At 33.2% G+C, this 19,940-nt stretch carries 15 protein-coding genes, 2 tRNA genes, 2 rRNA genes and 4 pseudogenes; 22 read left to right on the plus strand and 1 reads right to left on the minus strand.

Annotated features, from left to right (window positions below):
* The 6 genes and pseudogenes from AT682_RS03490 to AT682_RS03515 all read left to right on the plus strand — a co-directional run bounded on the left by AT682_RS03490 (position 1) and on the right by AT682_RS03515 (position 5,412).
* Positions 1-1,325, plus strand: a pseudogene (locus AT682_RS03490) (esterase-like activity of phytase family protein).
* Positions 1,322-2,131 carry an alkaline phosphatase family protein gene (locus AT682_RS03495; RefSeq protein ID WP_002882301.1) on the plus strand — a complete coding sequence of 270 codons (810 nt, stop codon included), beginning with the start codon at positions 1,322-1,324 and terminating at the stop codon, positions 2,129-2,131. The pseudogene AT682_RS03490 and the gene AT682_RS03495 overlap by 4 nt, the downstream one beginning before the upstream one ends.
* Positions 2,128-3,005 (plus strand): annotated as a pseudogene (locus tag AT682_RS03500) (ABC transporter permease). Before AT682_RS03495 ends, AT682_RS03500 begins: the two are co-directional and overlap by 4 nt.
* Positions 3,006-3,785 (plus strand): ABC transporter permease, encoded by a 780-nt coding sequence (locus AT682_RS03505; protein ID WP_002878002.1) that lies wholly within the window; start codon positions 3,006-3,008, stop codon positions 3,783-3,785.
* A 3-nt stretch (positions 3,786-3,788) separates the two neighbouring features.
* Positions 3,789-4,778: an ABC transporter ATP-binding protein gene (locus AT682_RS03510; RefSeq protein ID WP_002883628.1), complete on the plus strand. Its 990-nt coding sequence runs from the start codon at positions 3,789-3,791 to the stop codon at positions 4,776-4,778.
* Positions 4,775-5,412, plus strand: a pseudogene (locus AT682_RS03515) (HAD family hydrolase). The gene AT682_RS03510 and the pseudogene AT682_RS03515 overlap by 4 nt, the downstream one beginning before the upstream one ends.
* Positions 5,413-5,435: 23 nt before the next feature.
* Here AT682_RS03515 and hisJ read toward each other — a convergent pair.
* On the minus strand, positions 5,436-6,191 hold the full coding sequence (gene hisJ / locus AT682_RS03520; RefSeq protein ID WP_002854837.1) for a basic amino acid ABC transporter substrate-binding protein: 756 nt from the start codon (positions 6,189-6,191) through the stop codon (positions 5,436-5,438).
* 326 nt (positions 6,192-6,517) lie between these two features.
* Between hisJ and AT682_RS03525 the strand changes: the two are divergent.
* The 16 genes and pseudogenes from AT682_RS03525 (at position 6,518) to AT682_RS03570 (ending at position 19,790) form a co-directional block, all read left to right on the plus strand.
* Positions 6,518-7,235 (plus strand): annotated as a pseudogene (locus AT682_RS03525) (hypothetical protein).
* Positions 7,165-8,082 (plus strand): hypothetical protein, encoded by a 918-nt coding sequence (locus tag AT682_RS10100; RefSeq protein WP_463604326.1) that lies wholly within the window; start codon positions 7,165-7,167, stop codon positions 8,080-8,082. The pseudogene AT682_RS03525 and the gene AT682_RS10100 overlap by 71 nt, the downstream one beginning before the upstream one ends.
* Positions 8,057-8,779 carry a hypothetical protein gene (locus AT682_RS10105; RefSeq protein ID WP_463604327.1) on the plus strand — a complete coding sequence of 241 codons (723 nt, stop codon included), beginning with the start codon at positions 8,057-8,059 and terminating at the stop codon, positions 8,777-8,779. Before AT682_RS10100 ends, AT682_RS10105 begins: the two co-directional genes overlap by 26 nt.
* Positions 8,751-9,092, plus strand: coding sequence for a hypothetical protein (locus AT682_RS10110; RefSeq protein WP_456251280.1), 342 nt, complete (start codon positions 8,751-8,753; stop codon positions 9,090-9,092). Before AT682_RS10105 ends, AT682_RS10110 begins: the two co-directional genes overlap by 29 nt.
* An 11-nt stretch (positions 9,093-9,103) precedes the next feature.
* Positions 9,104-9,628, plus strand: coding sequence for a two-partner secretion domain-containing protein (locus tag AT682_RS09500; RefSeq protein ID WP_002882581.1), 525 nt, complete (start codon positions 9,104-9,106; stop codon positions 9,626-9,628).
* 115 nt (positions 9,629-9,743) lie between these two features.
* The gene (locus AT682_RS09505) at positions 9,744-9,893 is read left to right on the plus strand and encodes a hypothetical protein (RefSeq protein ID WP_169313238.1); all 150 of its coding nucleotides are present in this window, start codon (positions 9,744-9,746) and stop codon (positions 9,891-9,893) included.
* 78 nt (positions 9,894-9,971) lie between these two features.
* On the plus strand, positions 9,972-10,457 hold the full coding sequence (locus tag AT682_RS09510) for a hypothetical protein (protein ID WP_016818273.1): 486 nt from the start codon (positions 9,972-9,974) through the stop codon (positions 10,455-10,457).
* Positions 10,444-10,791 (plus strand): hypothetical protein, encoded by a 348-nt coding sequence (locus tag AT682_RS09395; protein WP_016818272.1) that lies wholly within the window; start codon positions 10,444-10,446, stop codon positions 10,789-10,791. Before AT682_RS09510 ends, AT682_RS09395 begins: the two co-directional genes overlap by 14 nt.
* A 526-nt stretch (positions 10,792-11,317) precedes the next feature.
* Entirely contained in the window at positions 11,318-12,211 is an 894-nt protein-coding gene (locus AT682_RS03545; protein WP_002882585.1) for a hypothetical protein, read from the plus strand.
* Positions 12,181-12,363: a hypothetical protein gene (locus AT682_RS09765; RefSeq protein ID WP_002882587.1), complete on the plus strand. Its 183-nt coding sequence runs from the start codon at positions 12,181-12,183 to the stop codon at positions 12,361-12,363. The genes AT682_RS03545 and AT682_RS09765 overlap by 31 nt, the downstream gene beginning before the upstream one ends.
* Before the next feature lie 371 nt (positions 12,364-12,734).
* The gene (locus tag AT682_RS09770) at positions 12,735-12,998 is read left to right on the plus strand and encodes a hypothetical protein (RefSeq protein ID WP_508605196.1); all 264 of its coding nucleotides are present in this window, start codon (positions 12,735-12,737) and stop codon (positions 12,996-12,998) included.
* 51 nt (positions 12,999-13,049) lie between these two features.
* Positions 13,050-14,060: a ShlB/FhaC/HecB family hemolysin secretion/activation protein gene (locus AT682_RS09775; protein ID WP_236017592.1), complete on the plus strand. Its 1,011-nt coding sequence runs from the start codon at positions 13,050-13,052 to the stop codon at positions 14,058-14,060.
* Positions 14,061-14,570: 510 nt separating this feature from the next.
* Positions 14,571-16,083, plus strand: a 16S ribosomal RNA gene (locus AT682_RS03555).
* A gap of 102 nt (positions 16,084-16,185) precedes the next feature.
* Positions 16,186-16,261: transfer RNA gene (locus tag AT682_RS03560), tRNA-Ala, on the plus strand.
* A gap of 8 nt (positions 16,262-16,269) precedes the next feature.
* Positions 16,270-16,346 (plus strand) — tRNA-Ile (locus AT682_RS03565).
* Positions 16,347-16,883: 537 nt separating this feature from the next.
* A 23S ribosomal RNA gene (locus AT682_RS03570) occupies positions 16,884-19,790 on the plus strand.
* The 16S and 23S rRNA genes sit together here with 2 tRNA genes alongside, the layout of an rRNA operon.
* The last annotated feature ends 150 nt before the right edge of the window (positions 19,791-19,940 follow it).

Consider the following 19,940-nt stretch of genomic DNA (forward strand, 5'->3'; position numbering starts at 1 on the left):
ATGAAAAAGGTTATTTTAACAAGTGCTATGCTTTGCAGTGTTTTATTTGGAGTTCAAGAGTATGAGGCCAATTTAGCAGGGCATATTATCATAGATTCTAAAAGTACAGTAAAACCTCCTAAGGATGCTCCTGATTTTTTTAAAACTTATGGGAAATTTGCAAATATCACTAGAGAAGAAAAAATTGGAACTTTTAAATCCAAGGGAAACAGGGAAACAGATTTTTATTTACCTTTTAAAAATCAACCTATACAAGGACATAGTGGGATAAAATATATTCCAAAAAAAGATGTTTTTTGGGTGATTAGTGATAATGGCTTGGGTAAAAAGTATAATTCTTATGATGCTATGCTTTATGCTCACGAGTTTAAATTTGATTTTAAAAACTCAAAATACGAACTTTTAAAAACAGTTTTTTTAAAGATAGTGATAAAAGATACCCCTATCCTATAACCACCGAAACAACTAAAGAGAGGTATTTAAGTGGGGCTGATTTTGATACTGAGAGTATACAGGTTATCAATGATGAATTTTATATAGGTGATGAATTTGGTCCTTATTTGCTTCATTTTGATAAGAATGGGAATTTAAAAGAAGTTTTTGATGTGTATGTGGAGGGTAAAAAACTTATTTCTCCTGATAATCCAAGTTTAAAATTTAGCGATAAGCCTGATGGAGAAAATGAGAAATTTAATATCAAGCGTTCTAAAGGCTTTGAAGCTATGGCAAGCTCTAAAGATGGTTCTAAACTTTATTTGCTTTTAGAAGGAAGCATTTATAATAACAACGCTTATGAGAATGAAAAAGGTAAAGAATATCTAAGAATCATAGAATTTGATGTAAAAAATAAAAAATTCACCGGAAAACTTAATAAATATTTCTTAGAAGATAAAAGCCATTCCATAGGTGATTTTAATATGATAGATGATAAATACGGCATCATCATAGAAAGAGATCAAAAAGAAGGCGCTAAAGATAAAGCTTGCAAAGAAGATGAAGATACTAAGCATTGTTTTAATAATGTAGCTCAATTTAAAAGAATTTATAAGGTTAAATTAGATGATAAAACCCATGAAGCTCAAAAAATTTCTTATATAGATCTTTTAAATATTAAAGATAGAAATAAAATTTCTAAAAAGCCTTTGGTAAATGATAAATTTGTTTTTCCTTTTGAAACCATAGAAGGTGTGGATATAGTAGATGACTCTCACATAGTCGTAGAAAACGACAATAACTTTCCTTATTCTTCAAGCAGAGAACCTAATAAAACTGATGATAATGAGTTTATTTTACTTGAAGTAAAAGATTTTTTAAAGAGTAAATGATATCCAAAGTTATTTTAGTTGTGCTTGATGGCTTAAATTGTAAAAGCGCTAGTATAAATATGGGATATTTAAATGCGCTTTGCAAAGAGAATTTGGGCAAATTTTATTCTTTAGAATGCGAACTTCCTAGTATGTCTCGTCCTTTATACGAGTGCTTATTAACAGGCGTAAAGCCTGTTTTAAGTGGGATAATTAATAATAAATTGAGTTTTTCAAAACAAACAAGCATTTTTGACCTTTGCAAAGAACAAGGCTTAAAAGCTGGAGGCGCAGCTTATCATTGGGTTTTTGAGCTTTATAATAAAAAAGAATTTATTCCTTCTTTACATCGCCATATAGAAGATGAAAATTTAACTTTGCCTTATGGACATTTTTATTATGAAGATGATTATTTAGATTCTCATTTATTTGCAGATGGGGAGCATTTAAGAAACAAATATAATCTAGATTTTACTCTTATACACTCTATGAATATAGATGATGCAGGACATAAATTTGGCTCACACTCTATTGAGTATGCTAATAAAACCAAAAAAGTTGATATTTTGATTTCTGAGTATTTGCCTACTTGGTTAGAACAAGGTATTAATGTAATCATCACAAGCGATCATGGTATGACAGAGGGTAAAAGTCATGGAGGCTTAAGCGAAGATGAAATTTTAGTGCCTTTTTTCACTTTTGGTAGTGCTTTTTCGTATGAAAATGCCAAGATAAAACAGGATGAAATTTGTGGCAGTATCTGTGAAATTTTAGGACTTAAACACGATAAGAGATATAATGATGAAATTTTAAAGGCCAAAAAATGAAAGAAAAATTTCTAGCATTTTTAAGTATTTTACCTTTTTTTATAGTTTTTACTTTTTTTATGATAGCACCTTTGATTTGGATTGTTTTTAATGCTTTTTATATAGAAGAGGATGAAATTTATTCTTTAGCCAATTTTATACATATTTTTGAGTCCAAATTCTATCTACAAAGCATTATAAATTCTTTACAAATCAGTTTTATTTCTAGTATTTTTGGACTTTTAATAGGGCTTTTGGCGAGCTATTCTTTATTTGTTTTAGCTCCATCAAAAATATGTAAATTTCTTTTTTCTTTAAATACCATGATAAGTAATTTTTCAGGAGTTCCTTTAGCTTTTGCTTTCATTATAGTTCTTGGAAGCAATGGTGTAGTTAATGTGTTTTTGAAAAATTTAGGCATAGAGCCTTTTGTTAGTGTTTATGCTAATTTCGGGGTAAATATTGTTTATGTGTATTTTCAAATTCCTTTGGCAATCTTGCTTTTGCTTTCCAGCTTTTAAAAGTCTTGAAAATTCACATTTAAATGCTTGTAAAATGTTAGGTGGAGGCAATTTTTTATATTGGTTAAAAATAGCTTTGCCTTTGCTCGCTCCTGCTTTGTTTGGTGTTTTTGTGATTTTATTTGCCAATGCTTTTGGAGCTTATGCGACTATTTATACTTTAAGTTCGGGAAATTTTAATGTCGCTCCTGTAAGAATCGCTGCTTTAATCGCAGGCGATATCAATCTTGATCCTTATATGGCTAGTGCTTTAAGTATCATTATAACTATTATCATGCTTGTTGTTACCTTTATAGCCAATTTCCTTTATCATGCTTGTTGTTACCTTTATAGCCAATTTCCTTTCTAAAAAATATAATTTTAAGGTGCTTTAAATGAATGAAAATTTGAGTTTAAAAGCTAAAATTTATCATTATGCAGTTTTGTTTTTGGTTTTTTTGTTTTTAGCTTTGCCTTTAATGGCTACTTTTTTATATTCTATTTCCACTTCTTGGGGTGTAAGTGTTTTGCCTGATGATCTTACGCTTAAATGGTATCAAGAACTTTTTCATGACGAAAGATTTTTACTTGCTCTTTGGCATTCTTTGCTTGTTTGTGTGGGTAGTATTTTACTTTCTGTGATTCTTGTTTTTCCTTTGGTTTTTGTGTTAAATTATTATTTTTTAAAATTAAAAGCCTTTGTAAATATACTTATTATCATGCCTTTTGCCGTACCTCCTATAGTTAGCTGTGTGGGGCTTTTGCAACTTTATGCTGACAATATAGGAGGCACAGCTTGGATACTCATTTTTACTTATTTTACTATAGCTTTACCTTTTATATATAGGGCTTTAGATAATGCTATATCTAATGTCAATTTAAATGAACTCATCGCATCTAATGCTATGCTTGGAGGTTCTTTAATGGGAGCGATTTTTAAACTTGTCTTGCCTAACTTAAGAAATGGAATTTTGGTGGCAGTTTTTTTAAGTTTTTCTTTTTTAATAGGCGAATTTTTATACGCAAATATTCTTGTAGGAAGTGCTTATGAGACTTTGCAAGTTTATCTTTATAATATTAAAAATCAAAGTGGGCATTATTCTAGTGCTTTGGTAATAGTTTATTTTGTGTTAATTTTTATAACAACTTTTATAGCTAGTTTGATTAAGGAGTGAAAAATGGCTTATTTAAAGATTAAAAATTTTAAAAAAGCTTATGGGGATAAAATTATTTTCGAAGATATTGATTTTAGTGCTAAAAAGGGTGAGTTTATAACCCTTTTAGGTCTAAGTGGCTGTGGAAAATCCACTCTTTTAAGGTGTATAGCAGGGCTTAGCCAAATTAATGGAGGAAAAATTTCTTTAAATGATAAAGATCTTACCAAATTAAGTCCTCAAAAAAGAAATATAGGTATGGTTTTTCAAAATTACGCTTTTTTTCCAAATCTTAATGTTTTTGAAAATGTAGCTTTTGGTTTAAAGATCAAAAAAATGGATAAAAAGGACATAGAAAAAAGAGTGAAAAAAATGTTAAAACTCGTCGAGCTTGAAGAATACGCTAAAACTTATCCACATAAGCTTTCAGGCGGACAAATGCAAAGAGTGGCTTTAGCAAGATCTTTGGTGACTAAACCTGATTTACTTTTACTTGATGAGCCTTTATCGGCACTTGATGCTAAAATTCGTAAGCATTTAAGGGTGCAAATTAAAGAAATTCAAAAAGAACTTGAACTCACCACTATTTTTGTAACGCACGATCAAGAAGAAGCTTTAGAGTTATCCGATACGATTATTTTAATGAATGAGGGTAAAATCATACAAAATTCCAACGCAAATAATCTTTATCTTTTACCAGAATCTCATTTTGTGGCTAGCTTTATAGGAAATTACAATATTTTAAGCCCTAAAGAGCTTGATAGCTTGGGTTTAAAACACGATTTTAAAAAAGATATAGCCTTACGTCCTGAAACCATAGAAATTTCTAACGAAGGCTTAGAGGCTAAGATCAAAGAAAAATCATTGTTAGGCAATATCATACGCTATAGGGTTAGAGTGCAAGAAATTGAATTTAAGGTAGATACTTTAAATTTTAGCACTCATAGTACTTATGAAGCAGGTGATAAAATCGCTTTAAAATTCAATCTTTCTTTAGCAAAAGAGTTAAAATGAAACTTGTTTTATTTGATTTAGATGATACTTTAATACAAGGCGATAGTGCTAAACTTTGGCTTAAATTTTGTGTTGAAAAAGGTTTTTTACCTCAAGAATATTTAGAAAAAATCGTTTTTTATCAAAAACAATATCAAGAAAAAAAGCTCGATATGGATGAATTTATGACTTTTTTCTTCAAAGCGTTAAGGGTAAAAATGAAGATAGAATTTCATCTTTAGTAGATGAATTTATAAAAATTTATATAAAACCTTATGAAAAAGCTAAAGAACTTATAATCAAATATCAAGATCAGAGGTGTATTATAATTTCAGCTACGGCTGAATTTTTAGTTAGAAAAATCGCCTCTTTTTTGGGAGTGAGAGAAAGCATAGCCATAAAATGCGAGCGTGTGGGTGATAAATTTAGTGGAAAAGCTTATGGGATTTATAGCTTTAAGGAAGGCAAGGTTTTAAGACTTAAGGAATATTTGGGTAAAGATTATGAAAAATGGATGAAAGATTCTTATTTTTTTAGTGATTCTATCAATGATTTACCTTTACTAGAGTCTGTTAGCAAAGCCTTTGTATGTAATGGTGATGAAAAAATTTTAAAAATTGCAAAAGAGAGAAAATATGAAATTTTAACTTTTTAAGCTATAAGCGTGAATTTTCACGCTTATTCTAATTCATATTTTTTAATTAAAGTATCATAAAATCCATCAGTTTTTGCTTCATCTATGCCTTTGTTAAATATTTCAATAATATCTTTTTGTTTATTTTTATCAAAAGCAAAACTAAAGCCTTCTCCTCCATCTGTTTCTTGGTAGAAACTTACCAATTCTGGATTTTCAGCTAAAAAACCTTTAGCAGTATCTTGATCAGCTACAATAGCATCGATTTTGTTGTTTTTTAGTGCTAAAACAGCTATGTTTAAATCTTTATTGCTTTGTACTTGTGCATTTTTGATAGCTTTTGCAGTATTTTCTTGTAAAGTTCCTAATTGAACTCCTATTTTTTTACCTTCTAAATCATTTTTTGTTTGAAGAGAGTCGTTGTTTTTTAGCTTAAGATAAAGATTTTTACTCATATAGTAAGGTTTGGTAAAATCAACACTTTGTCTTCTTTCATCAGTTGCGCTCATAGCTGAGGCAATCATATCGATTTTGCCAGCTTTTAAAGCAGGAATCAATCCATCGAAATTGGTTTCAACCCAAACAATTTTAATACCATTTTTTTTGGCAATCTCTTCAACCAAATCAGTATCAAAACCTGTAAGTTTTGAGTTTTCTTTATAATTAAAAGGTTTATAATTTGGAGCAGTTCCAACCTTTAATTCTACACTTGCATTTGATTCTTTATTTTTAGAATCACTACAAGCACCTAAAAATAAACCAACTAAAGCAACTAGAGCAATGCTTAATATTTTTTTCATTTTTTTCCTTTGATATAAAATGTTTTAAAATTATACTTATTTTAAATTTATATTTAATTAAGTCTGGATCAATTTTTAGAAAAGTTATATTAATGTTGTGCTTTCAGATAATATTTAAATAATTATAAAAGTATTTTTTTAATATTTAAAATAAAATTTTATTTAATAATATATTAATATAAAATTTGTTAAATTTTCATTAAATTTAAATATTGAAAAATAAAATATCAAATTAATATTTTATAATCAACTCAGGACATACGGGATAGTGTTGCAAATAATCAATTTGCGATAAATCAAAAGGTTTTATTTTAGTGAGAAATGAGATGAAAAAATATTTTAATATTTTTAAAATTTTTACAAATAAGACAAATTCAAAATTTGGCTTGGGCGTTTGTAGTGTGGTTTTATCTTCTTCGGTTTGTTTTGCGGCGGTTCAGGCTACAAGCAAGGATGGAAAAATTTTTTATATTTCTGAACATTCTTTTAAGGATAATCAAGTTTATGATCCTCAAGCAGAAATTTTTAAAAAAATTAATGGAAAAAATTTCTATGCTTCTAAGTCAAAATACCCTATATCAAATTTAACTATGATTTATAATAACCCTAAATCTGGAAATAAAAATTTATCCAAGCTTGAAATTTTAACTCCGGATACTTCAAAAGAAGAGATCATAACAGCTTTTAGTACTTTAGGAACCGTATCTTCAGATACTCAAGCCGTTCCTAGTTCTTTTATACCTTTTATTGTAACAGCTTATGCTCAAAATACAAATGCAACAAATAATAAACTTATATTAGAAAATGGAGAATTGTCTTCTGTGTATTTTTGCAAACCAAGCATAGGGGATTGTGGAGTACCTAATAATTCTCAAAAAGGCGATCGTTTTAAGTATTTAATTACTGCGGCGTTTACTGACAGGGAGGGGGATTTAACAATCAAACCATTTTAAAAGAAAACTCCTATATCAATATGGGTGTAGAAAATATCTACACCTTGCCCTTAAATGGAGCTCCTTATATTTCAGGATCTGTAGCTTTTGATGGTGAAGCTAAAGACAATAAATTAATCTTAGAGTCAAATACAAAAATTGACCTTCATAATTCCCAGTATTTTTCAGATGAAGAAGGTAAGGATATTTATGATGAAAGAATTACTCGTTTAATGGGAGCTTTTGGCATAAATTCTAATTTACAAAACAATAAAGTTCTTATCGATTCAGCCAATATCGTCCTTCATGGGCCAGATGGTGAGTATACAGCTCGTTCGACCTTTGAAATTTTAGGTGCTTTAGCTGATGTAAATAATCTTAAAAAATACAATGTAAGTAAAAATTCCGTAATAATTAAAAATTTAAATTTAGATTTAATGGTAAATTCGCAAAATAAAATAACTTTTTATGATGCTGTTTTATTTGGAGAAATTTACGGTGGAAGAACATTACAGGGTAATGCAGAGAAAAATTCTATAGAAGTTTATCATTTTAACTCATTAGATCATCTTAATAAAAACATTAAAACACATGCATCGTTAAACCTCTATGGTGGGTATTCTAATGATGGTGAAGCTAATGGAAATAAAATTGTATTTCGTCTTAAAAAACCTTTAAAAATCAGTGATAATTTTTATGGAAAAAATTATTACAATCTTTACGGAGGTTTTGCTACGGAGGGTGCGAATTTTAATGTTTTTGATATACAAAATGATTTAACCTATGAAAAAGTTCCACAAAATTATTCTGATAAATTTACCGTATATGCAGCAAGAACTTTAAGCGGAAAAGCAAATAATAATACCTTAAGTATAAAAGATTCTGTTATTTCATTGCCCTTATATGCTTTTATTACAAGTGAAACTACGCTAGATGGTATTAGACTATATCGCCGATGAATCAAACAATAATGAAGTAAATTTTGAAAATATTAAATCATCTAAAAATTTAAGTTTGATGATCAATGCTAAAAATGTTTCAAATAATAAAATAAATTATAATCTCATTCAGAGTTTAATCGAAGCGAGTTCTTTAGGAAAGGGTTTAAAAATTATTTTAAAAGCAACTCAAAATGCAAACAACAATCTTATAAAGCTTAAAGATTGTTCTTCGGCTGCCGTGGAAAGTTCGTGCATTATAAAAGCAGATAAAGAAAGTGCTTTTAATAAAATCATCATCAACAACACAGCTTTTAGCACTGCCTCAGATAAAAGACAAGGTTATGTGGGGTTGATAGCTGGAGTGTCTGCAAATTCTCATGATAATATCATGGAATTTGTTAATTTAAACATAGATGAGTATAAAAATCAAGATGCTATATTTTTAGCTCCATCTGGAACTTCGGATATTTCAAATTTTAAATCTTATAACAATACTTTATATTTAGGTGGAGAGTTGAATTTCTTTAAAGATGTAAATATCGATTTGCTTTCTGGTTCTGTTTTTCATGAAGTAAATAAAAAAGGTAAAATAATCACTCAAATTCTACCGCATCAAGAAGATTTTTCTAAAAACAATCGTTTGATTATAGATACTCAAGATGTCAAATCAGAAGTGGTAAATAACTTTGAAAATTTTACTTATTTTACCAAATAAAATAAAAAATCCTATCTTGACTATAGAAAAACTTATCAATCTTCCTGCAAATGGAAGTATGGAAATTTTTACTAAAAATAAACCAACAAAAGGAAAATATATTCTCATACAAAGTGATGTTGGAATTTATGATGGTGACAATGGATTGTTAAATCAACAAGAATTAGAAAATTTGTTAGAAAAAATGAAAAATAATAAAAATAAATTTAATTACAACAAGATAGAAAAGTTAGCTAAAAGTACATTGAAAAATGTAAATTTTAGCTTTGAAGTTTCAGATGATGCAAAAATAATTTATATCAACATACTTTAAAGGAGAGTAACATGAAAAAGATGAGTAAACATATAGTTTTATCATTTGTGGTGAGTTCTTTGCTCTTTTCTCAAGCTTATGCTTTACCAAGTGGAGGTAAATTTACTCATGGTTCAACAGGAAGTATAAGTTCAAGCAATGGCACGATGAATATCACAGGAAACAAAGGAGCTGGAACTGGTGGAAATAACTTTGTTATCCAATGGGGTGGCGGTTTTAATATAGGACAAAATGAAAGTGTAAATTTTAACGGCAAAAATCAAAACTACCTAAACATTGCTTATCAAAAAGATGCTTCTAAGATAGACGGAGCTTTAAATGGCGGGAATAACAATATCTTTTTAGTTAATCCCATGGGAGTTTTGATTGGCAAAACAGGAACTATCACTGCGGGAAAATTTGTAGCTAGCACGACAGCTTTAAAAGATTCAGATATCCAAAATTTTATTTCTCAAGGGATGAATTTTTCTCCAGCATTTGATGTAAGCAAGCAAGCAAGGAAATATTATAAATCTTGGAAAGATCAATGCAGATAATATTGTTTTAATAGGAAATTATGTTTATGTTAGCGTAGGAAAAGATAAAGAGAATAAAAATACTATTAAAATTGATAAAGATGGCTTCAAAGGCACGGCTATTGTTGAGGGATTTATGCAAAGGGATATGACAAGTTTTGCAAATGATAAATATCAATTTGGAGATTTTGGTACTATTTTAAAGTCATCTTGCAATGGAAAAGAGAGTCAAAATTTTTACAAAGCCATCACTATTGGCGGTTGGGAAAATGATAAAAATATTTAAGCATGGATTTTATTTTCAAATGGTTGGAATAAAGATGAATTAAATGGAATTTTTAAAGATGATTTAACAACTGTAAGATTGGTTAGCAATATAGATTTTGGATATAAAAATGCAGTGGATCCTGTGGGTGCAAGTAAATATGCCTTTAGTGGAATTTTTGATGGTGGAAATTATACTTTAAAAAATATACTTATCAATGCTCAAAACACGGACAAAGGATGGAATACTGGTATTTTTGGTAAAGTTGAAGGAAAAGATGGTAATAATAAGGCTAAAATTTATAATCTTAATGTCGATGGTTTGAAATTTAGCGGAAAAACAAATTCTGGAGGAGCTTTTGTTGGGCAAAGCTCTAACGCAGATTTTAGCAATATTCATTTAAAAAATATTGGAGATTTAATTTTCTTTGACCCAAATTCCAAAAATGGAACCGGTGGATTTCTTTATGGTGGTGGTTTTGTAGGTTATGCCAAAAGTGGTTCTAGTTTTAATCGTATTAGTTTAGATAATTTTTCTAAAATCGCACTACAGCCAGAGGGTAAATTTAGCAGTGCGTATCATTGATATTTACTTAGGTGGTTTTGCTGGCTATTCAGAAGGTAGTAATTTTTCTAATATTTTATTAAACAATATTGGCGGAGTAACGATTTTAGGTTCGGAAACAGGTGGTAATATTTTTGCAGGTGGTTTTGTAGGTTATGCTGGAGATAAATCATATTTTTCTCAAATTGATTTAAAAAATATAGGTAGTGTTCAAGCAGATGGTAAAACTTTTGTCAAGCATGCTGGCGCAGGAGGTTTTGCTGGAGCTATAAATGGAACTAACTCTTTTGAAAAAATTTCTTTAATAAATTTTTGGAGATATTATTGCGAAAAGAGGATATGTTTGGGTTGTTAACGGTAACTTTAAAGTAGGTTCTGGCGGTTTTATAGGACTTTTAAATCCTTTAGATGATAAAATTTTATATGTTGATTTTAAAAATATATTATTAAACTTTGATCAAAAAATGCAAATTTACGCTAAAGCTGGAGATGGAGCTTCGAGCTATTTTCCAGATTTAAATAACTGGGAGTATAATTTTTTTGGTGGATTTTTTGGGGATTGTTTACATCAAAAGTTGGGAGAGCAAATTTTAATAATATTCAACTTAAATTTGGGCAAGATGTGAGTATTATTGCTCAAAAGTTTCGTTCAAATCCTAGTGAAAAGTATCAAGTTTATTTTATGGGTATTCTGTGAAAAATTGGAATGATGGAATTATGAAAACGGATAATGTTGCTATCTATTATGAAAAAAAATATAACACTAAGCAATATAATTGGTATTATCAAGATATTAAAGATGGCTTTTTTGGGAGGGGAGTGCTATAAATGGTTATGCTTATAAAGATGGTAGATCATATGAATTTTATGATTATAATATAATGAAAGATAGGGAGATAAATAAACAAATTATAGCTATTCTTGAAAAAGATGGAGTGATTAGTAAAGATTATAACAATGGATATGTTTCTTATTATGATGGTAATGCAAAAATTACTCCAGAAGTGCCTGATTTTAAAGATCCTGTATTATCCAAAGACGACTTTGATCCAAAATTGCTTCAAAGAATTTTAGATGATTTGATGAATGGAAAATGCACTTATGATTTTGATACCAAAACTTGGACTTACACAGATAGTAAGGGTGTGGTAGGAAAAGATGAAGCCAGTGAGATCACTCAAAGTTTAAATTTCTTAAATGCGTTTAAAGATACTGGAGTAGAACAAGAATTTTTAAAGTTATGGCAAGGTTCGCAAGAACAAAGTTATAAAAATTATACCAATCTTTATGAAAAATGGACGCAAAAGAAAACTGCTATGGATAAAATCAAAACCGGCGAAGGTTATTTCGCTAGTTTTAAAGAAGAATTACAAAAATACCAAGAAGCCTTAGCTCAACTTGACAAAGAAAATAAAAACTATGAAAAAATCAAAGAATCAGGCTTAGTTAGCGATGAAACGCTTAGAGTTATGTATGCAAAACTTTTAGAACAAAAAGAAGCTCTTGAAAAGCAGTTTGCGGATCTTAGTGGAAATGAAAGATTTCACTATAAGCTTGAAAATGAGATTCTAAATTCTCAAGGTTTTGCTATAAATGGAAGCGATGTAGATGGTAAAGTATACACTGGAAATTATAAATTCGAAGGAAAATTAGCCTCATTGCCAGAAAAATCAAATATATCTATCTATGAGCCAGATAAACAAAAAAAGAGGGAGGGGGTGAAGATCCAGACAAACCTTCTGTATTGCCGCCTGAAATTCCTGAAAAGGTTGTAGAAGCTCCTATAAAAATTCAAACTAAAGTAGACACAAAAAAAGAAGATGATGATCAAGTGGACATAGGAGAAGCAGATGCTAGAAGTAGTGGTTTGCGTTGTATTGTAAGTGATAATTTTAAGACAATGAACATTTGTGTAAATGCAAAATAGGAAATAAAAATGAGAAAAATTTTAGTTGTTTTAATCTTATTGTAAGTATTTTCACATGCTGAAGAGCTAAATAATAATAAAATAAGAGAGCTTATAGAAAGCTCTTCTGAAGCAAATGGACCACAAAATAAAAATTAAAAAATACATTAAAAAATCAAAAAAGCCCTGTAAATTTTAAAGAGCAAAATACTACAAATATTGCAAATTTACAAACTGATCAAAATGAAGCTAAGGTTTTTGTAAGAGAGTATGTTTTGCATATCGATAATAAAGATTTGACATTTAAAAAATTAAGAATTAGCGAAAAATAAATTCAAGATGCAATAGCTGAATATCGCAACCAAGAATTAAGCTTACAAAATTTAAAAGATATAACAAACATTATAGCTTATTATTGTCAAGTAAGTGGCTATCCTTCGGCAACTGCTTATATACCACCGCAAGATTTAAGTTCTAACAAAGTGCAAATTAACATAGCTTTTGGAACTTTAGGAAAAGTAATCATTAAAAACAACTCAGGTGTGAGAGATTATGCTTTAGAGAGTAAATTGAACAAAAATCTTAAAGGGAAAGTTATCACAACTAAAAATGTGGAAAATGAAATTTACAAAATCAATGAAATATACGGAATCTAAACCAATGCTAATTTACAATCAGGTGATGGTTATGGAGAAAGCGATGTTATTATAGAAGTAAACAAAGGTGATAGTGCAACTTTAACTTTATATTCTAACAACTATGGGACTAAAGAAACAGGTCGTTTTAGAGCAGGAATGAGTCAAAGTTTAAACAATATAGCAAGACAAGGGGATAACTTAAATTTTTATCTTCAAGATAGCGATGAAAATCAAATAGATTATGGGATTAATTATAGTACTTTTATAGGAAATTTAAAAATTACTCCATTTGCAACTCAAGGACATTATGTTCTTGGTGGAATTTATAGAAATCTTGGTTTTTATGGGGACTCTATGAATGTTGGGGTAAATTTTTCTTATCCCGTGTTTTTATATACCGAGTATTCTTTATATCTTGTTTCGGGTTTTACTCATAAAAAGATTAAAGATTATTATCTTGATGGTTTAGTAAGTAATGAAAAAGCGAGCAATAGTGTAAATTTAGGCATAGAAGGAACCTATAAAGGTTTAGAGAATAATGTCCTAAGTTATACCTTAAATTTTACATATGGCAATGTTGAAAACGATGGTGATTCTTCTGGATTTAATGGAGTAAATTTAGGGAATTTTGGAAAAATGAATTTAAATTTAAGCAACGAATATCAATTCCAAGAACGCTTAACTCACATTTTTCAACTCAATTATCAAAAAGTTATCGGTGGTGCTGTTTTAGATAGTAGTGAATCCGTGTCTTTAGGTGGACCTTATGGTGTGCGTGCTTATTTAGAAGGCGAGGGGAGTGCGGATAATGTTGTTTCTGGCACCTTAGGAATAAGATTTCAAACACCTTTAGAAGGGCTTTACTTGACTCCTTTTTATGATATAGGATATTCTTGGTATGAAAATAAAGAATATCAAAGCGAAAATCATTATTTTATGGATGCAATGGGTATGCAAATACTCTATACAAGAAGTGCTAATTTTTATGTAAAAATGGATGCCGCAAGAGCTGTTCATCGGTTTAAACACGATGGAGAACATCGAGCAAGAGTTTATGTAAGCCTAGGAAAATACTTTTAACTTTGTGGGGTGATTGGAGAAATTTCTACCCCCCCCCCATTTTTCAACCCACCAAATACTTAATATAAATACTTACACAAATATTTATACTATTTAATCCTTTATTTAATCCCCTTTTAAGTTTAATTGGTTATACTTTCATTTCCTTTTTTGAAAAAAGGACTTAAAATCTTTTAAATTATAAAGTTTCACTAGCTTAGTAGATTTTATAAATTAACTCTTTTGGTTTTTATCTTATAAACTAAAAGCTTTTTTATAAATCTTGTTTTTTAATTTAAAAACTTTTCTTTTAAAAATGGTTTTTTGTTTTGTTCTTTTAAATTAGTATTGTTATTCAAATCTTATTAGTCAATCTTTGAAATCTAAATAAGTGATCGATTGAGCCAGAAAGATTTAGGCATAAGCAATTATGTAAAATCTATTCAATCTAATAATTAAAAAGATTAAAAACTTTTCTTTTAATCTTTCATAACTTTTTCTTTGAAGAAAAAGATTAAACTATCTATAATTTTTATGGAGAGTTTGATCCTGGCTCAGAGTGAACGCTGGCGGCGTGCCTAATACATGCAAGTCGAACGATGAAGCTTCTAGCTTGCTAGAAGTGGATTAGTGGCGCACGGGTGAGTAAGGTATAGTTAATCTGCCCTACACAAGAGGACAACAGTTGGAAACGACTGCTAATACTCTATACTCCTGCTTAACACAAGTTGAGTAGGGAAAGTTTTTCGGTGTAGGATGAGACTATATAGTATCAGCTAGTTGGTAAGGTAATGGCTTACCAAGGCTATGACGCTTAACTGGTCTGAGAGGATGATCAGTCACACTGGAACTGAGACACGGTCCAGACTCCTACGGGAGGCAGCAGTAGGGAATATTGCGCAATGGGGGAAACCCTGACGCAGCAACGCCGCGTGGAGGATGACACTTTTCGGAGCGTAAACTCCTTTTCTTAGGGAAGAATTCTGACGGTACCTAAGGAATAAGCACCGGCTAACTCCGTGCCAGCAGCCGCGGTAATACGGAGGGTGCAAGCGTTACTCGGAATCACTGGGCGTAAAGGGCGCGTAGGCGGATTATCAAGTCTCTTGTGAAATCTAATGGCTTAACCATTAAACTGCTTGGGAAACTGATAGTCTAGAGTGAGGGAGAGGCAGATGGAATTGGTGGTGTAGGGGTAAAATCCGTAGATATCACCAAGAATACCCATTGCGAAGGCGATCTGCTGGAACTCAACTGACGCTAAGGCGCGAAAGCGTGGGGAGCAAACAGGATTAGATACCCTGGTAGTCCACGCCCTAAACGATGTACACTAGTTGTTGGGGTGCTAGTCATCTCAGTAATGCAGCTAACGCATTAAGTGTACCGCCTGGGGAGTACGGTCGCAAGATTAAAACTCAAAGGAATAGACGGGGACCCGCACAAGCGGTGGAGCATGTGGTTTAATTCGAGGATACGCGAAGAACCTTACCTGGGCTTGATATCCTAAGAACCTTATAGAGATATGAGGGTGCTAGCTTGCTAGAACTTAGAGACAGGTGCTGCACGGCTGTCGTCAGCTCGTGTCGTGAGATGTTGGGTTAAGTCCCGCAACGAGCGCAACCCACGTATTTAGTTGCTAACGGTTCGGCCGAGCACTCTAAATAGACTGCCTTCGTAAGGAGGAGGAAGGTGTGGACGACGTCAAGTCATCATGGCCCTTATGCCCAGGGCGACACACGTGCTACAATGGCATATACAATGAGACGCAATACCGCGAGGTGGAGCAAATCTATAAAATATGTCCCAGTTCGGATTGTTCTCTGCAACTCGAGAGCATGAAGCCGGAATCGCTAGTAATCGTAGATCAGCCATGCTACGGTGAATACGTTCCCGGGTCTTGTACTCACCGCCCGTCACACCATGGGAGTTGATTTCACTCGAAGCCGGAATACTAAACTAGTTACCGTCCACAGTGGAATCAGCGACTGGGGTGAAGTCGTAACAAGGTAACCGTAGGAGAACCTGCGGTTGGATCACCTCCTTTCTAGAGTACAAAGTAATAAGTCTCACAACTATTACTTCAATATATAAACTCAATTGATTCTTGTTTAGATTTCAAAGATTGATGATAAAGCTAATTGTTTATGGGGAATTAGCTCAGCTGGGAGAGCGCCTGCTTTGCACGCAGGAGGTCAGCGGTTCGATCCCGCTATTCTCCACCATCTATTAAGGGCCTATAGCTCAGCTGGTTAGAGTGCACCCCTGATAAGGGTGAGGTCACAAGTTCAAGTCTTGTTAGGCCCACCATAAAAAAGATTTGAATAAAAAAGCTTTAAAATCTAAAGCAAGTATATAAAGTAGATTAAATATAAAATACAAACTCTATACTTAGATTTATTTTTATCTTTAACTATAAAAGAATATACTTTAATAAATATAAATAACATATACATTATGTATTTATATTTATAATGAGATTATTTAATATATATGCTTCCTTTAGGTTTTAAACCTAAATGTTCTTTTTAATTATCATTGTTAAGAGTCACAAGCAAGTTTTAATAAAAACAATTTTACAGGACTTGTTAAAGGATAAAACCTATTTATCTTTTCTTTGGTTTAACTTATATCTTTTAATTATCTTTATTTCTATAATAAAGAGAATATTAGATTTAAGATTTATAAATTAAAGACAAGTTTCAAACTCACAGCTTAGTTGAGACTAAATCATTTAGTTTTATATTAAGTGTTTGAATGCTTTCCGTCTTAAGATAAAGAAGTCTTATCATAAAAACTTTAACAAGGAAGTGATGCGTTTTAGAATCAATAATAAAAGGTAAAAAAAGGTAAGCTACTAAGAGCGAATGGTGGATGCCTTGACTGGTAAAGGCGATGAAGGACGTACTAGACTGCGATAAGCTACGGGGAGCTGTCAAGAAGCTTTGATCCGTAGATTTCCGAATGGGGCAACCCAATGTATAGAGATATACATTACCTATATAGGAGCGAACGAGGGGAATTGAAACATCTTAGTACCCTCAGGAAAAGAAATCAATAGAGATTGCGTCAGTAGCGGCGAGCGAAAGCGCAAGAGGGCAAACCCAGTGCTTGCACTGGGGGTTGTAGGACTGCAATGTGCAAGAGCTGAGTTTAGCAGAACATTCTGGAAAGTATAGCCATAGAGGGTGATAGTCCCGTATGCGAAAAACAAAGCTTAGCTAGCAGTATCCTGAGTAGGGCGGGACACGAGGAATCCTGTCTGAATCCGGGTCGACCACGATCCAACCCTAAATACTAATACCAGATCGATAGTGCACAAGTACCGTGAGGGAAAGGTGAAAAGAACTGAGGTGATCAGAGTGAAATAGAACCTGAAACCATTTGCTTACAATCATTCAGAGCACTATGTAGCAATACAGTGTGATGGACTGCCTTTTGCATAATGAGCCTGCGAGTTGTGGTGTCTGGCAAGGTTAAGCAAACGCGAAGCCGTAGCGAAAGCGAGTCTGAATAGGGCGCTTAGTCAGATGCTGCAGACCCGAAACGAAGTGATCTATCCATGAGCAAGTTGAAGCTAGTGTAAGAACTAGTGGAGGACTGAACCCATAGGCGTTGAAAAGCCCCGGGATGACTTGTGGATAGGGGTGAAAGGCCAATCAAACTTCGTGATAGCTGGTTCTCTCCGAAATATATTTAGGTATAGCGTTGTGTCGTAATATAAGGGGGTAGAGCACTGAATGGGCTAGGGCATACACCAATGTACCAAACCCTATCAAACTCCGAATACCTTATATGTAATCACAGCAGTCAGGCGGCGAGTGATAAAATCCGTCGTCAAGAGGGAAACAACCCAGACTACCAGCTAAGGTCCCTAAATCTTACTTAAGTGGAAAACGATGTGAAGTTACTTAAACAACCAGGAGGTTGGCTTAGAAGCAGCCATCCTTTAAAGAAAGCGTAATAGCTCACTGGTCTAGTGATTTTGCGCGGAAAATATAACGGGGCTAAAGTAAGTACCGAAGCTGTAGACTTAGTTTACTAAGTGGTAGGAGAGCGTTCTATTTGCGTCGAAGGTATACCGGTAAGGAGTGCTGGAGCGAATAGAAGTGAGCATGCAGGCATGAGTAGCGATAATTAATGTGAGAATCATTAACGCCGTAAACCCAAGGTTTCCTACGCGATGCTCGTCATCGTAGGGTTAGTCGGGTCCTAAGTCGAGTCCGAAAGGGGTAGACGATGGCAAATTGGTTAATATTCCAATACCAACATTAGTGTGCGATGGAAGGACGCTTAGGGCTAAGGGGGCTAGCGGATGGAAGTGCTAGTCTAAGGTCGTAGGAGGTTATACAGGAAAATCCGTATAACAATACTCCGAGAACTGAAAGGCTTTTTGAAGTCTTCGGATGGATAGAAGAACCCCTGATGCCGTCGAGCCAAGAAAAGTTTCTAAGTTTAGCTAATGTTGCCCGTACCGTAAACCGACACAGGTGGGTGGGATGAGTATTCTAAGGCGCGTGGAAGAACTCTCTTTAAGGAACTCTGCAAAATAGCACCGTATCTTCGGTATAAGGTGTGGTTAGCTTTGTATTAGGATTTACTCCGAAAGCGAAGAAACTTACAACAAAGAGTCCCTCCCGACTGTTTACCAAAAACACAGCACTCTGCTAACTCGTAAGAGGATGTATAGGGTGTGACGCCTGCCCGGTGCTCGAAGGTTAATTGATGGGGTTAGCATTAGCGAAGCTCTTGATCGAAGCCCGAGTAAACGGCGGCCGTAACTATAACGGTCCTAAGGTAGCGAAATTCCTTGTCGGTTAAATACCGACCTGCATGAATGGCGTAACGAGATGGGAGCTGTCTCAAAGAGGGATCCAGTGAAATTGTAGTGGAGGTGAAAATTCCTCCTACCCGCGGCAAGACGGAAAGACCCCGTGGACCTTTACTACAGCTTGACACTGCTACTTGGATAAGAATGTGCAGGATAGGTGGGAGGCTTTGAGTATATGACGCCAGTTGTATATGAGCCATTGTTGAGATACCACTCTTTCTTATTTGGGTAGCTAACCAGCTTGAGTTATCCTCAAGTGGGACAATGTCTGGTGGGTAGTTTGACTGGGGCGGTCGCCTCCCAAATAATAACGGAGGCTTACAAAGGTTGGCTCAGAACGGTTGGAAATCGTTCGTAGAGTATAAAGGTATAAGCCAGCTTAACTGCAAGACATACAAGTCAAGCAGAGACGAAAGTCGGTCTTAGTGATCCGGTGGTTCTGTGTGGAAGGGCCATCGCTCAAAGGATAAAAGGTACCCCGGGGATAACAGGCTGATCTCCCCCAAGAGCTCACATCGACGGGGAGGTTTGGCACCTCGATGTCGGCTCATCGCATCCTGGGGCTGGAGCAGGTCCCAAGGGTATGGCTGTTCGCCATTTAAAGCGGTACGCGAGCTGGGTTCAGAACGTCGTGAGACAGTTCGGTCCCTATCTGCCGTGGGCGTAAGAAGATTGAAGAGATTTGACCCTAGTACGAGAGGACCGGGTTGAACAAACCACTGGTGTAGCTGTTGTTCTGCCAAGAGCATCGCAGCGTAGCTAAGTTTGGAAAGGATAAACGCTGAAAGCATCTAAGCGTGAAGCCAACTCTAAGATGAATCTTCTCTAAGCTCTCTAGAAGACTACTAGTTTGATAGGCTGGGTGTGTAATGGATGAAAGTCCTTTAGCTGATCAGTACTAATAGAGCGTTTGGCTTATCTTTAATAAAGCATCACTTCCTTGTTAAGGTTTTTAAGAATACTTTAAATATAGATAATATTTAGAGTTTAGTAGAAATCTTTCAAGTAGAGTTTGTATTAGAACTTGCTCTTAACATTGTTTTTTAAGTATTCTATATAAAAACTTATCAAAG

It is taken from the genome of Campylobacter jejuni (assembly GCF_001457695.1).
Classification (GTDB): domain Bacteria; phylum Campylobacterota; class Campylobacteria; order Campylobacterales; family Campylobacteraceae; genus Campylobacter_D; species Campylobacter_D jejuni.